12 protein-coding genes are annotated in these 14,095 nt (G+C 37.6%); 5 read left to right on the top strand and 7 right to left on the bottom strand.

The annotated features are described in order from the left end of the window. The first annotated feature begins 283 nt into the window (after positions 1 to 283). Together hrcA and grpE are read left to right on the top strand one after the other, a co-directional pair. A complete protein-coding gene (hrcA, locus tag ABID23_RS00425) occupies positions 284 to 1,354 on the top strand; it encodes a heat-inducible transcriptional repressor HrcA (protein WP_354188222.1) in 1,071 nt (356 codons plus the stop codon). Between the two features lie 124 nt (positions 1,355 to 1,478). Further along, positions 1,479 to 2,141, top strand: coding sequence for a nucleotide exchange factor GrpE (grpE, locus tag ABID23_RS00420; RefSeq protein WP_354188220.1), 663 nt, complete (start codon positions 1,479 to 1,481; stop codon positions 2,139 to 2,141). Between the two features lie 91 nt (positions 2,142 to 2,232). On the opposite strand, the gene thpR is transcribed toward grpE, so the two are convergent. The 6 genes from thpR to ABID23_RS00390 all read right to left on the bottom strand — a co-directional run bounded on the left by thpR (position 2,233) and on the right by ABID23_RS00390 (position 8,080). Continuing rightward, positions 2,233 to 2,772, bottom strand: a complete 540-nt coding sequence (gene thpR, locus ABID23_RS00415; protein WP_354188218.1) for an RNA 2',3'-cyclic phosphodiesterase — start codon at positions 2,770 to 2,772, stop codon at positions 2,233 to 2,235. A 1,427-nt stretch (positions 2,773 to 4,199) separates the two neighbouring features. Further along, positions 4,200 to 4,496: an HPr family phosphocarrier protein gene (locus tag ABID23_RS00410; protein WP_354188216.1), complete on the bottom strand. Its 297-nt coding sequence runs from the start codon at positions 4,494 to 4,496 to the stop codon at positions 4,200 to 4,202. Positions 4,497 to 4,524: 28 nt separating this feature from the next. Next, complete coding sequence (locus ABID23_RS00405) at positions 4,525 to 4,914, bottom strand: PTS sugar transporter subunit IIA (RefSeq protein WP_354188214.1); 390 nt, start codon at positions 4,912 to 4,914, stop codon at positions 4,525 to 4,527. A gap of 131 nt (positions 4,915 to 5,045) precedes the next feature. Continuing rightward, positions 5,046 to 5,510, bottom strand: a complete 465-nt coding sequence (locus ABID23_RS00400) for an HPr kinase/phosphatase C-terminal domain-containing protein (protein ID WP_354188212.1) — start codon at positions 5,508 to 5,510, stop codon at positions 5,046 to 5,048. A gap of 20 nt (positions 5,511 to 5,530) precedes the next feature. Then, positions 5,531 to 7,318 (bottom strand): sensor histidine kinase, encoded by a 1,788-nt coding sequence (locus ABID23_RS00395; RefSeq protein WP_354188210.1) that lies wholly within the window; start codon positions 7,316 to 7,318, stop codon positions 5,531 to 5,533. 39 nt (positions 7,319 to 7,357) lie between these two features. After that, complete coding sequence (locus ABID23_RS00390) at positions 7,358 to 8,080, bottom strand: response regulator transcription factor (RefSeq protein ID WP_354188208.1); 723 nt, start codon at positions 8,078 to 8,080, stop codon at positions 7,358 to 7,360. A 377-nt stretch (positions 8,081 to 8,457) separates the two neighbouring features. Between ABID23_RS00390 and lysM the strand changes: the two genes are divergently transcribed. Next, positions 8,458 to 8,913, top strand: coding sequence for a peptidoglycan-binding protein LysM (gene lysM / locus ABID23_RS00385; RefSeq protein WP_354188206.1), 456 nt, complete (start codon positions 8,458 to 8,460; stop codon positions 8,911 to 8,913). A gap of 111 nt (positions 8,914 to 9,024) precedes the next feature. Here lysM and ABID23_RS00380 read toward each other — a convergent pair whose 3' ends face one another. Beyond that, positions 9,025 to 9,567, bottom strand: a complete 543-nt coding sequence (locus ABID23_RS00380; protein WP_354188204.1) for a copper chaperone PCu(A)C — start codon at positions 9,565 to 9,567, stop codon at positions 9,025 to 9,027. Positions 9,568 to 10,432: 865 nt separating this feature from the next. Between ABID23_RS00380 and dnaK the strand changes: the two genes are divergently transcribed. Beyond that, positions 10,433 to 12,325, top strand: coding sequence for a molecular chaperone DnaK (gene dnaK, locus ABID23_RS00375; RefSeq protein WP_354188202.1), 1,893 nt, complete (start codon positions 10,433 to 10,435; stop codon positions 12,323 to 12,325). A 161-nt stretch (positions 12,326 to 12,486) separates the two neighbouring features. Further along, entirely contained in the window at positions 12,487 to 13,632 is a 1,146-nt protein-coding gene (gene dnaJ / locus ABID23_RS00370) for a molecular chaperone DnaJ (RefSeq protein ID WP_354188200.1), read from the top strand. The last annotated feature ends 463 nt before the right edge of the window (positions 13,633 to 14,095 follow it).

Here is a 14,095-nt window from a genome sequence, read left to right as displayed (position 1 = left end):
ACTGTTTATACTAAAACCAGCTTAATTGCTTACATATACAAGTTCTATCAGATTTTATGCAATACAAATCTTTTTTGCATATTTACTGATATTCCATTTACATAACACTTTTTATATTTTGTAGAGATAATGATTGAAAAGGCATATATTAAAATCCTTTTTGAATGATAAAAATTTTTATGGTAATATATAACATGCTTTTGCACTACTTTAGACTATTTGACCAATTCTTTGCAAAACTTATATAATAAGAGCGTATTTTTACAGTAGTGAATGAGTTTTTATGAAGCGTACACCTATTGATGAGGAATTAAAATATCTTGATGAGCGTTCGCGTGATATTTTTCGTCATATTGTGGAGGCTTACCTTAATGATGGTGAGCCTGTAGGATCGCGGAATCTTTCGCGACTTTTACGACAGACGCTATCGCCCGCGACGATTCGCAATGTGATGAGTGATCTTGAACATCTTGGTTTGATTTATGCTCCTCATATATCTGCGGGGCGCATGCCGACACAGTCGGGTTTACGATTTTTTGTCGATGCATTTATGGAAGCGGGTGATTTACCAAACGAAGAGCGCGAAAATATTGAAATGCAGGTCAAAGAAGCTGGTCATGCACAATCAGTTGAACAGTTTCTTGTTCAAGCAAGCCGAGTTCTTTCAGATCTTTCACGTGGGGCAGGGCTTGTTGTCGCAACAAAACATGAAGGAACGTTAAAGCATATTGAGTTTGTGCGTCTTGACGGGGGCCATGCTCTTGCTGTTTTGGTAACACAACAAGGTCGGGTTGAAAATCGTATTGTTCATTTGCCAGAAGGGGTCACTCATGCGCAGTTAACGGAGGCAACGAATTTTCTCAATGCTCATATTCAGGGGCGTACATTGAGTGAAGCTAAAGAGGAAATTGCACGTTTATGTTTAGAAACACGAGCCGCACTTGATCATTTGTCACATCATCTTGTGGAAACGGGGTTAGCGCTTTGGGGGGGAGAAGACGCTGATCGTAAAATACATCTTATTGTTCGCGGGAGGGGCAATTTGCTTGAAGATGTGAAAGCAGAAGAAGATTTAGAGCGGTTGAGACATTTGTTTGATGATCTTGAAACGCGAGAAAGTATGGCACAGCTTCTTGATTTAACAGATGAGGGTTCAGGAGTTCGTATTTTTATTGGTTCAGAAAATAAGTTATTTTCACTTTCTGGTTCTTCTTTAGTGGTTGCACCTTATCGTGATTCAGAACAAAGGGTTATTGGTGCTTTAGGTGTTATTGGGCCGACACGACTTAATTATGCAAGGATCGTCCCTATGGTTGATTATACCGCCCAGCTTATATCACAATTATTGCGTTAAAGTGACCAATTGAATATTCATGCTATAAACATTGTTTAGAGGAAGATACGTAAATACCCCTTGATTTTTGTCTGCAAAATTTCGATATCGAGGATAACAAATCTTATGAAGGAATGGAATTTTTATGTCTGATGAAAAAAACAAATTGGCTGGTGCTTCGTTTGAAAATCGCGATTTGAAAAATCCAGCTGATCGCGAAGCACTTAAAAAAGCTGCGGATGAGCTGTTAAAAACGCCTGAAACAGAGAGTCATGCAGGGACTGGAGAGGAAAAACATGAATTTACAGATCCTTTAGCGAGTTTGCAGGAAGAAAATAAAGAGTTAAAAGATCAGCTTTTACGTCTTGCTGCAGATATGGAAAATCTTCGGCGTCGTACAGCACGTGATGTGGCAGACGCAAAAGCGTATTCAATTGCTAATTTTGCACGTGACATGTTATCTGTTTCTGATAATCTCAATCGTGCTTTGGAGGCTATTCCAGAAGGGGAAAAGGAAAATGATTCTGGTTTAAAGATGTTGGCTGAAGGCGTGGAAATGACTGAGCGTGCAATGATGGCAGCCTTGGAGAGACACGGAGTACAAAGGATTTATCCAGAAGGACAAAAATTTGATCCTCATTTTCATCAAGCGATGTTTGAAATCCCCAATTCTGATATGCCAGATAATACTGTTCAGCAAGTTGTCCAAGCAGGTTACATCATCGGTGAACGTGTTTTACGCCCAGCCATAGTTGGTGTTGCCAAAGCAGGAACAAAAGAACCTTCTGTTGAATCAGATTCTGCTTGAAATATCTCAGTAAGATACTTCAGCGCCAATATATACTATTTCATATTTGCGAAACATTTTTTCAAAGAGAGAAGGGTGTTTGTACACCCTTTCATTTTTTCAGTGACCAATTTCCTTTTACAATATACGGGGTATCGCTTGAGGGAGAGGGTGATAATAATAAAACAAAATGATCAACCTCAAAGGAAGGGAACGAAAAATCGCTTCGAGAAGATATATAAGCAGAGAGATCTTCGGCTTTAACATCGAGTAGTCGTGCAAGAGTAATGTGTGGAATAAATTGCTTCTCATCAGGCATTAATTTGAAACTGTTTCGAATAGATTGCATTTTTTCGTGTAAAAAACTGAGAGTTTCACAAGGTTCAATACGGACAACAAGAGAATGTGGAGCATTTTCTGAACCGAAAACTTCAAAACCCCTTGGTTGTATAGTAAAAGTGGGAAGCTTTATTGTGTCAAAGGCACGCATAAGTTCATCTTCTGTAGCGTCTTCAATTTCACCAAAAAAAGACAAAGTAACGTGAAAGTTTTTTGGGTTAATCCATTGCGCGTTTGGTAAGCCATTTTGCAATGATATGAGGGACACTGTCGTTTTTTGAGGAATTTGAAGGGCACTAAATAGACGGGACATGATATCTCCTTACAGTAAAAAGATGCCGCCGCAAACGCGATGGTGAATGAGTTAAAATAAAGTTAAGCACTAAGAATAAGTCTACAATGTAGATAAATAATGTCCAAAAATGTTCATGGGAATGATAAATTGATTATGAAGCTTAAGAGAATTGTTATGATGATAACAGAAGTTGTGTATGCATTTCATGCTAAAGATGTACTGTGAAAGGTCACTGTCATCGATACATACCACCAATACAGTTTTAAGATAAGGACAGGATTTTTCATGATAATATTATTTTTGCGTCCTTAAGTTTCTCAAAGGCGAGTCTATTCATTAAAGGTGATATCGAATCTATATGTTAAACTGTAATAATAACTATAATATGCCACAAAGATTTAAATTGGTTGAATATAGCAGGGAACAACACGTAATTATTACAAGCATTTTCGCTTATAATAACAGTAAGTTATAACCGATATGGTTGCTGATTAAAAAGAAACAGTCATTCAAAATAATAATAGTAGGAAGCTTTTTTTGACTTTAAGGATAGTTATACGTCTTTTTTATTATTTAATAAACTGATTTATATAGATATTTTATTATTTTGCATATTGAGTGAAAGACATTAACGCTGTATGATTCTCTCATTTTAAACCTGTTTATATTGGATCAATCAAAACCACTTGCTTGCATGTTTCAAATGGGATTGCTGTATGATCAAAACACTAGAAGAAAAGAGGGAAAATGTTACTTATAAACTGTCTCAATGCAATGGTTATAGTAACCTCATGAATTGGCAAATAGAGTGATGATGCTTGCTTACTTTTTCATGAGTGTAAAAACAGTATGGGGCGCAATGGCTTTATCACTATACCATTCATGGACTGCATCGTGAAATGAGCTTGGGAGAATGACAGGGCGTCTTTAAAAAAGTACGTGAATATGAAATAAAATAGTGTTCTATTTTCATAAAAGGCATGACTCTATTAAAAAACGCGAACAAAAGCGTGAAGCAACGCATAATTTTCATTATTTATTTAAAGAACATTGTTTTAGATATTTTTAAAATTCGCAAAGTTGAATTAAAAAATGATGATCAAGATGAGAATTAATGTTCTACCTGTGCATCTTTATATTTTTCTTACATGATGCTATTTTTTTGTTTTAGAGATACGTAATACACTTTCCCTTATTTGGCATATAAAAGTTAGAATACCAAAGAAAGTTCTCATTGATTTTAATCCTTGCTTAAAGCACGCTATTGCCCTGGGTTTAGATATTGATTTGCAAGCAACAGTTAAAGTACACGCTCTTTTAAGTAAACAGCTTCATAAAATTATGAGCGGATTGGCTATAAATTTTGAGAGATATACCAGCTTTTTATGAAATATTAAGTGAAACAACACTGATTTGCGTTTATTTATCCTTGGGTGAAAAAAATTTTATATTTCTTCTCCAAATTTATTATTGATCAGTTGTTCAAGAGCATAGAGAGCATCTGTTGCTTCTGGTCCCCAAACACGAATAGTGAGATTACAACCGGAGGAGGCTGCTAACATCATAAGTCCCATAATTGATGAACCACCAACGACTGTTCCATCTTTTTCAACTTCAACACTGGCGTTAAAGTTATCAACGGTTTGGACAAACTTTGCAGAAGCACGTGCATGTAGTCCACGTTTATTACAAATATTAAAATGACGACTTAGTTTAGAGGGGAGAGGGTCTTTGGAAATCATCAGTGGTTAGTTATCCGCTATTATAAAGTTATATTGGTACATTAATATATTTGCGTCCTGCTTCTTGTGCTATACTTAGCGCTTCTGATAACGAAATATCAGGAGATTGGCGAACAGAAATCAGTTTAATGAGCATAGGTAAATTAACGCCTGAAATCATTTCAACTCGCCCCTTTTTGACAGCAGAAATAGCCATATTCGATGGTGTCCCACCGAATATATCTGTCAATATGATGACTCCATGATCTGTATCTATAGAGGAAACTGCGGCTATGATGTCACTTCGGCGCTGATCCATATCATCATCGGGGTAGACACATATTGTTGCGAATTTTTCTTGTGTTCCAACAACATGTTCCACAGCATGTAAAAATTCGATAGCCAGCTCACCGTGCGTTACAAGCACGAGTCCAATCATTTACACAAACTCCTGTTAACTAATATCTGACCACACGAGTGGGAAATGTATTTTACAAAGCTTTATCTTGCTGCCAAGAAAAATTTACAAAAAAAAGGCAAAAATAATGTTTTTTTTATTTTTAAAAAAAATTAGACTGATTTGCACCATATTTTTCTAAAAAAGAATGCTTCAATAGCCTGACAAATGGCTGTACAGTCGGCTTCATGGAGGCTAGGAAGTTTTAAAAGAGGAATGCGTAGACCCGCAAACTGAAAAGTTTGATTTGTGTAAAAACGCTCATATTCGGGACCCAGAGTAATAATACAATCGATAGGGGTTTGTTTTTCAAAGTCTACCGTGTAAAGACCAGCACCGCGAATCTCAATGCCTCCTTGCAAATTCTCTGGAGTATATCCATGAAGTTTTCCATTTTCCACACGAAGCATTGTATAATCATCGCTGATAAGTTTTGCTTCACGTTTTGACCATTCAGCACGGTCAAGCAAAGAAAGGGTAAGGGTTGATTTTCCTGAGCCCGATGGTCCTATAATCAATAATCCTTTTCCTCCCAGTTGAAGGCAATTTGCGTGCAATATTTCACTTTTTGTTGTCATGCCTTTATGGGTAAAAAGATTTATTTAGCGAAGGGAAGTGTAATAATAAAACGTGCACCAATTTTACTGTTTCTGCGCTTAGGGTCAACAATATTTTCGGCTTTAATTGTCCCATTATGAGCCTCGATAATTTGTCGACTAATAGAAAGACCAAGTCCTGAGTTTTGACCAAAAGCATCTTCGTTTGGTCGATCTGTATAGAAACGTTCAAAAATGCGTTCAATATTCTCAGAACGAATGCCTGGACCATTGTCTTCAATGGTTAAAATGAGGGTTGAAGCATGATTGTCCATCGTAATACAAATTTTACCGCTATCATGGGGAATAAAGGAGCGTGCATTTTCAATAAGATTGGAGATCACTTGTCCCAAACGGATTTCATGTCCCAATACAAGATAGGCTTTTCTATGAGGGCGTGGAACAATATGAAGGCTTATATCAATGGTTTGCGTATTACGGTATACTTCCCGAACAGCATGAACCAAACTTTCTAAAAGCATTGTCATATCCACAATCTGTGCGGTTTCACGGGCCAGTTCTGCATCGAGCCTTGAGGCATCGGAAATATCAGTAATCAAACGATCAAGACGACGGACATCATGTTGAATGATTTCAAACAATTGCTCTTGTGCTTCCTCATTTTTAGTCAGTGGAAGTGTTTCAACAGCGCTACGTAGTGACGTTAGAGGATTTTTTAACTCATGACTTACATCAGCAGCAAATCGTTCAATGGCTTCAATGCGCGTATAAAGAGCATTGGTCATATCACGAATAGAGGTTGAAAGATGACCAATTTCATCTTCACGCATTGAAAAGTCAGGAATTTCTACGCGCTTATTATTGCCATTGCGTACACGATTAGCAGAGGCAGATAGTTTGCTTAATGGATTGGCAATTGTATGGGCTAAAAATAAAGAAAGAACTAAAAGCACACTTCCTACGACGGCAAAGACTTTAAAAATGATCAGTCTTTCACCCTTTACAATATTATCAATATCTGAACCCGTCGTGGAAAGGAGAAGCGCCCCTACTACAGCACGATAGCGTTGAACAGGTACGGCAACAGAAACGATTAATTGACCTTGTCTATTGCGTCGTTTGGCTGTGGCCATAGATCCATTTAACGCTCGATATACTTCTGGAAAAGCGATACCTCTGTTTTTATCTTGTTCTCTATCGAGGATAAGACCACGACCATATAGTTTTTTTGAAAACCACAAAGTAAAACGTTCCCACATACTTTGTTCAGTTTTAAGGGGAGGTAAATCGTAGCTAAAAACTTCACCACTAGAATAAAGAACGCGCGAATCAAGAAGTAAAGTCGCATCACGGTCATAAATACGTGCTCTCGTGGTTTTTGGCGTAATAAGACGTCGTAAAAGAGGAGCAACCTGTTCAGGGTTAATGGGAAAGTCCCAGGAGTCAGTTGATTGAGGTGCCGGTGTAACACTTTCTCCAGTTTGTAATTCTAAAAGTTTTTGGGGGTCGATGAGAATAGAATTTGTATCAACTGTTGCAGAAGCAGCGATGGCACCTGCGATAATTGTTCCTTGGATGCATAAGCTTTTGATTTTTGCTTCAATTAAACCATCGCGAAATTGATTAAGGTATAAAATACCTGTAACAAGAACGGCAAGAGCAGCAATATTGAGTATGACAATGCGGCGCGTAAGACTAGAAAAAAGCAATTGCCTTAAAAGGCGTTGTATTCGGAGATACAAATGATCCAACATAGGGAATAATATTGATGAAATGCTATTATTCTGTGTCGTCTTTTTTAATGTTTCCGGTTGGACATCTTTTGTCATTGATTTGATCGCCGTTCGAATTCCTGCGATAAAACAGTCTTACACCTCGTGGAAACGATACCCTACACCATAAAGCGTTTCAATCATTGCAAAATCATCATCCACTTGTTTAAACTTTTTACGCAGTCGTTTAATGTGACTGTCGATGGTGCGGTCATCTACATAAACTTGATCACTATAAGCAGCATCCATCAAGGCGTCACGGCTTTTTACAACTCCTGGTCTTTGTGCTAAAGTCTGTAGAATTAAAAATTCTGTAACGGTGAGAATAACAGGTTTGTCTTTCCATGTACAGGTGTGACGTTCTTGATCCATCACGAGATCCCCACGTTTGATAGAAGAGATGGGAGAAGCTCCTGTTGTAAGTGGTTGGTTGCGCGCATTGGAACGGCGCAGAATGGCCTTCACACGCTCAATAAGGAGGCGTTGAGAAAAGGGCTTGGTAATAAAATCGTCGGCTCCCATTTTAAGACCAAACAGTTCATCAATTTCATCATCTTTAGAGGTGAGAAAAATAACGGGAATATCAGATTTTTGACGTAATCGACGCAAAAGCTCCATCCCATCCATTCGAGGCATTTTAATATCAAAAATAGCTAAATGCGGGGGATGAAGTGTTAGACCTTTGAGTGCAGATGCCCCATCTGTGTAGCTTTCAACCCGATAGCCTTCTGTTTCAAGCGCAAAAGATAAAGACGTCAAAATATTACGATCATCATCAACAAGTACAATGGTTTGCGTGATTGTTGGTGTATCTTTCATGGCTTCTTAGACCTTTCTATTGCCGTAGTAGCAAACTATCCACGTTATTTATATGGGAGTTTGCATTTTTTTTGCAAAACAAACATGATACAAATTTTAGCATAGTAAAATCATTTTCATTTTTACGATAAAATCTTGTTTTATCTTTGCAATTTTATAATGTTTTTAAGCGCATTAAGATCCCTTTTCTTGAAATAAAATTTTATAGAAACGTTTTTTTATCAAAGTTTATTGCTATTTTTGTTTCAGAATTGAACATGTCCGTTTTTCATTGTTGACGTTTAGAAAATCCGCCTATCTCTTTTTAAGAGCAAAGAAAAGAGTGTAGTGACTTATGCGCAAAAAAAAATACATCTACGACGTAAAAGGAGGTCATAATGGGATTTTTTAATTTTATTAAAACGGTTGGTGAAAAGCTTAGTCCCGGAAATCATGAGCCAAAAGAAAAGGATTTTAAGGCTGCATTTGATAATTTCAAACTTGACGCAGAAAAAGTAAATATTCAGGTTGAAAATGGTAAGGCTATTTTGAGTGGAGAGGTTCCAGATAGGGAAACACTTGAAAAAGCACTTTTGGTGGTTGGCAATTCACAAGGGATCTCTTCTGTTGATATTGATCAATTAAAGATTGCGGAGACTGCACCTGTAAAAGCCTCTCGCTTTTATGAGGTTAAGTCTGGTGATAATCTTTGGAAGATTGCCGAGGAGGTCTATGGAAAAGGGCAAGGAGATAAGAACACATTTATTTTTGAAGCCAATAAGCCAATGCTAAAATCTCCTGATAAGATTTATCCTGGGCAAGTTTTACGTATTCCTGAAATGAACCATGTTTAATATGGGGCAGAGGATGAGCCTTGTGTTCTTTTCAAATTATTAAAAGCGTGGAAGTTTTTCCACGCTTTTAAATTTTTATATTAAAAATTTAACTTACTCTCATGAGAGAACTCAGTGAGCTGGCGCTGATTTTCCAATTATAGCATTGACAGAGAAGTCAACATCAACGGTTCCTGCTTTTTCAAATGTTAACGTTGCAGTAATTTTCTCACCTGGTTTAAATGGTTGTGTAATCCCCATAAACATAATATGATCACCTCCAGGTTTAAGAGTGACTTCACCATTTCCTGGAACTTCGATGCCGTGATGCATTGTTTCCATTTTCATAATATCATTAACGACAGCCATAGAGTGGATTTCTGTTGTCTGTACCCCCTTTGTTGAAATAGAAACTAAACGGTCCGGCGTGTTACCATGATTAATGATATAAAGATAACCGCTTCCCACTTTTGTACCTTTAGGCGTTGCACGCGTCCAAGGATGCAGGATTTCTATGTTTCCAACTTTATATTGCTGAGCGATTGCTGGTAAAGCCATACAAGCAAAGAGAAGAGTGCACACAACATTTGTGATAATCTTTTTTACGGAATATGATTTATGGGCTGTATGTGTAAATATGAGTTCCCTTGTCTTTTCAACGATAAACATCACCATTGATTTACCCTCCTTCATTAGATTCATTTTTGAACTCTAGTGTCTGTTTTTAGCAGAGTTTTTGTTTAAAATAAAAGAAAGAATTATGAGAGTAATGTGAAAAGAATAGAGAAGTGGCTCTTTTTTTCAAAGGAGGCAATAAGACTTAAAGTGAAGATGCGCTTAGAAGCGAAGGGTATTTTATGATATTTGCAAATTGAATATGTAAATATGGGGAAGATTATGCTGGACGTACTCAAATCAAATAGCTGAAAGAAAGTAAAGCACGCATCATCAGTAAAGTTTCATAGCTTTTCAGGTCATGTCCTTAAGAATAGTTTATTGAAAAGGTGAATTTTAGCGCTGTCGGTAGATAGTGTTGCTTCTATTAATCGCATAAAGAAAGGCAAGATAGTTATCCTAAAGGCTCGATGCGTAAGGATTATGTAATATTTTTGTATAAATCGCAGAATTTATGAGCGATATTTAAAAAAATCTATAAAAATTTTATGGTTTGATGAGAAATCTTGGAAAAATCTGTCCTTACTATCTTTATTTTATTTTTTAATTTTTATAGGTTGATGTATTCGTGAGCATCATAAGGGAAGAGTGTTATGATGTTCGCACTATGATCAAAGAAGGCGTTTATGCGTGAGCAGATTGCCTACTTTTACAGAAAAATTTTATTTTGAGAATGTTTCTCTTAATGACTCTCTTGTAGCGATAAGAGCCTATTCTTATATACGGTTCAGAAATGCTTGTAGTCATTTGCAGTTTATTATTTGTGTAAATTGAAGTGAGACAAAAACTTTAGATATTGTGAGGAGCTGTCTTAGACAAACGCTTGATGAAGGTTGAGGTAGCTTGCTGGAATGGAGATTATAATATGGCAAAAGTAATAGGTATTGATTTGGGGACAACGAACTCTTGTATTGCTGTTATGGATGGCAAAAATGCAAAAGTTATTGAAAACTCAGAAGGAGCGCGGACAACACCTTCCGTTGTTGCTTTTACTGACGGTGGAGAGCGTCTTGTTGGACAACCTGCTAAACGGCAAGCTGTTACGAATCCTGAAGGAACGGTTTTTGCAGTTAAGCGCTTGATTGGGCGGCGTTTTGATGACCCTATGGTTGAAAAAGATAAAGCGCTTGTACCTTATAAAATTGTTAAAGGCGATAACGGTGATGCATGGGTTGAAGAAGCTGGTAAGAAATATTCTCCATCACAAATTTCAGCGATGATTTTACAAAAGATGAAAGAAACGGCTGAGTCTTATCTTGGTGAAAAAGTTGAGCAAGCGGTTATTACTGTTCCTGCATATTTCAATGATGCACAGCGTCAGGCTACCAAAGATGCAGGTAAGATCGCTGGGCTTGAGGTTTTGCGGATTATTAATGAGCCGACAGCAGCTGCTTTAGCCTATGGTTTGGATAAAAAAGATGGAAAAACCATAGCTGTTTACGACCTTGGTGGTGGTACATTTGATATCTCTGTGCTTGAAATCGGAGATGGTGTTTTTGAAGTTAAATCGACTAATGGAGATACTTTTCTAGGCGGTGAAGATTTTGATATGCGCTTAGTTGGGTATTTTGCTGATGAGTTCAAGAAAGAACAAGGAATTGACTTAAAAAGTGATAAGTTAGCATTGCAGCGTTTAAAAGAAGCAGCAGAAAAAGCAAAGATTGAACTTTCTTCTTCACAACAAACAGAGATTAACTTACCGTTTATTACAGCAGATCAATCTGGTCCCAAACATTTAACAATGAAACTGACGCGGGCAAAGTTTGAGTCTCTCGTGGATGATTTGGTTCAACGTACTATTGAGCCTTGTAAGGCTGCATTGAAAGATGCAGGATTGAAAGCTGGTGAAATCGACGAAGTTGTGTTAGTGGGCGGTATGACACGCATGCCCAAGATTCAAGAAGTTGTGCAAAGCTTCTTTGGGAAAGATCCACACAAAGGTGTTAATCCTGATGAAGTTGTCGCCATGGGGGCAGCTATTCAAGGCGGTGTGTTGCAAGGTGATGTAAAAGATGTATTGCTCTTAGATGTAACACCTTTATCTTTGGGTATTGAAACATTGGGAGGGGTTTTCACACGTCTTATTGAACGCAATACTACGATTCCAACTAAAAAATCACAGGTGTTTTCAACAGCTGATGACAATCAAAGCGCTGTAACTATTCGTGTTTTCCAAGGTGAGCGGGAAATGGCGAGCGATAATAAGTTACTGGCTCAGTTTGATCTTGTTGGTATTCCACCAGCACCACGTGGCATGCCTCAGATTGAGGTTACCTTTGATATTGATGCGAATGGTATTGTTAATGTTTCGGCAAAGGATAAAGGAACTGGTAAGGAACATCAAATTCGTATTCAGGCATCAGGTGGATTAAGTGATGATGACATTGAAAAAATGGTAAAAGATGCGGAAGAGCATGCGGCTGAGGATAAAAAGCGCCGTGAAGGTGTTGAAGCAAGAAATCAAGCAGAAGCCCTTATTCATTCAACTGAAAAATCGCTGAAAGAATATGGCGATAAAGTATCTGCTGAAGAGAAGGAACAGATTGAAACCGCAATATCTGATTTAAAATCGACACTTGATGGTTCTGATATGGAAGAAGTGACGAAAAAAATGCAGAAATTAGCGGAAGTGAGTATGAAGCTTGGACAGGCTATGTATGAAGCTTCACAAGCAGATGCAGCCAACACTGAAACAGATAAAAAAGATGACGATGTTGTTGATGCTGACTTTGAAGAAATTAATGATAAGAAGAAGTAGTGTAAGCGAATGAGTTGACCATTTTTAATAAACCCGGCCTTTGAAATATAAGGCTGGGCTTTGTTATTTTGGATGAGTTGAAACTTTTGTGCTAAAAATATAAATTGTAAGCAAATATTTTCCATGAAAATGGAGAGCAATAAAATTATCAGGAATACATAATGAAAGTAGATTACTATGAAGTTCTTGGCGTGACTCGTGAGTGTGATGATAAAAAGTTGAAATCTGCTTTTCGTAAGTTGGCAATGCAGTATCATCCTGATCGCAACGCTGGAGACAAAGAAGCTGAGCGGAAATTTAAGGAAATTGGCGAAGCTTATGAAGTTCTCAAAGATCCCCAAAAACGCGCCGCTTATGATCGCTTTGGTCATGCCGCATTTGAAAATAATGGACGTGATGGGGCAAACCCTTTTGGTGGTTTTGCGACAGGTGGTGGATTTTCCGACATTTTTGAAGATTTCTTTGGCGATATTATGGGAGGAATGAACCGTAAGCGCAATGATGGGCGCGAACGTGGTTCCGATCTAAGTTATAATATGGAAGTGACTTTAGAAGAGGCATTTTCGGGAAAAACGGCACAAATTAATATTCCGAGTTCTGTTACTTGTGATGTTTGTGAAGGATCGGGCGCGAAAAAGGGTTCTAAGCCACAAGTTTGTGGAACTTGTCATGGAGCTGGTCGTGTGCGTGCAGCGCAAGGTTTCTTTTCTATTGAACGAACATGTCCTACATGTCATGGACGTGGTGAAATGATTAAAGATCCATGCCCAAAATGTCAGGGAACAAGACGGATGGAAAAAAAACGTTCGTTGAGTGTCAATATTCCGGCTGGCATTGAAGATGGTACGCGTATTCGTCTTTCTGGTGAGGGAGATGCGGGTATTCGTGGCGGGCCTAATGGTGATCTTTATATTTTTCTTTCTGTTAAACCACATGAGTTTTTTCAGAGAGAAGGAGCTGACCTTCACTGTCGCGTGCCTATTTCAATGGTAACAGCTGCTTTAGGAGGTGAATTTGAAGTCTCTGGCCTTGATGGTGTTAAGGCACGTGTTAAGGTTGCAGAAGGCACACAAAATGGGTGTCAATTTCGTCTTAAAGGAAAAGGAATGCCTGTATTGCGCCGTCAGCAGTTAAAAGGTGATCTCTATATTCATATCACGATTGAAACGCCCCAGAAACTAACGCAAGAACAGCGCGAATTGTTGCAAAAATTTGAGAAACTTTCAAATCATGAAAATTCACCACAGTCACACGGTTTTTTTTCGCGTATGAAAGAATTTTTTGAAAATATCTCAAGGCAAAAGTGATTAAGTCTATATCAAAATGAATTATGGGAAGAATATGCTTAAAAGATTCTTTTCATTAAATTGTCTATAGCATCATATTTTTGGAAAGATGGGTCTTTCTCTGGCTAAAAGATGGGGTTGATTGTTTTAGGATGCGTTTTATTGCAGAGCTTATTTTAATGTTTCATTTTATAACTTCATGGGTGATTTTTGTTTATATCTCTATGAAGTCTGAATAACCACTTATTGATGTAAAAATCCATTAAATACATGGATAATGTTTCCAGTTTCGGTGTCGTGCCATTTTAATACAGAAAAGTTCTTTCTAAATTTGCAATCACTCCATCATTAAAAGACTCATGAACTATTTTGTTAAAACAAAATGTTATAGAATGAGAAATACAAAGTCAGCATATACCGTAGAATCTTAAAAAGATGCTTTAAGGATTATCTATAGAAGTGAGTTACGAAAAGCAGATTTCAA

It is taken from the genome of Bartonella silvatica (assembly GCF_040545155.1).
GTDB lineage: Bacteria > Pseudomonadota > Alphaproteobacteria > Rhizobiales > Rhizobiaceae > Bartonella > Bartonella silvatica.
This window is presented reverse-complemented; position numbering and strand designations above follow the sequence as displayed.

Bases quoted from the DNA above. Each gene is read 5' to 3' on its own strand.
- hrcA (WP_354188222.1), top strand. From the start codon at position 284: ATGAAGCGTACACCTATTGATGAGGAATTAAAATATCTTGATGAGCGT.
- grpE (WP_354188220.1), top strand. From the start codon at position 1,479: ATGTCTGATGAAAAAAACAAATTGGCTGGTGCTTCGTTTGAAAATCGC.
- thpR (WP_354188218.1), bottom strand. From the start codon at position 2,772: ATGTCCCGTCTATTTAGTGCCCTTCAAATTCCTCAAAAAACGACAGTG.
- ABID23_RS00410 (WP_354188216.1), bottom strand. From the start codon at position 4,496: ATGATTTCCAAAGACCCTCTCCCCTCTAAACTAAGTCGTCATTTTAAT.
- ABID23_RS00405 (WP_354188214.1), bottom strand. From the start codon at position 4,914: ATGATTGGACTCGTGCTTGTAACGCACGGTGAGCTGGCTATCGAATTT.
- ABID23_RS00400 (WP_354188212.1), bottom strand. From the start codon at position 5,510: ATGACAACAAAAAGTGAAATATTGCACGCAAATTGCCTTCAACTGGGA.
- ABID23_RS00395 (WP_354188210.1), bottom strand. From the start codon at position 7,318: ATGACAAAAGATGTCCAACCGGAAACATTAAAAAAGACGACACAGAAT.
- ABID23_RS00390 (WP_354188208.1), bottom strand. From the start codon at position 8,080: ATGAAAGATACACCAACAATCACGCAAACCATTGTACTTGTTGATGAT.
- lysM (WP_354188206.1), top strand. From the start codon at position 8,458: ATGGGATTTTTTAATTTTATTAAAACGGTTGGTGAAAAGCTTAGTCCC.
- ABID23_RS00380 (WP_354188204.1), bottom strand. From the start codon at position 9,567: ATGGTGATGTTTATCGTTGAAAAGACAAGGGAACTCATATTTACACAT.
- dnaK (WP_354188202.1), top strand. From the start codon at position 10,433: ATGGCAAAAGTAATAGGTATTGATTTGGGGACAACGAACTCTTGTATT.
- dnaJ (WP_354188200.1), top strand. From the start codon at position 12,487: ATGAAAGTAGATTACTATGAAGTTCTTGGCGTGACTCGTGAGTGTGAT.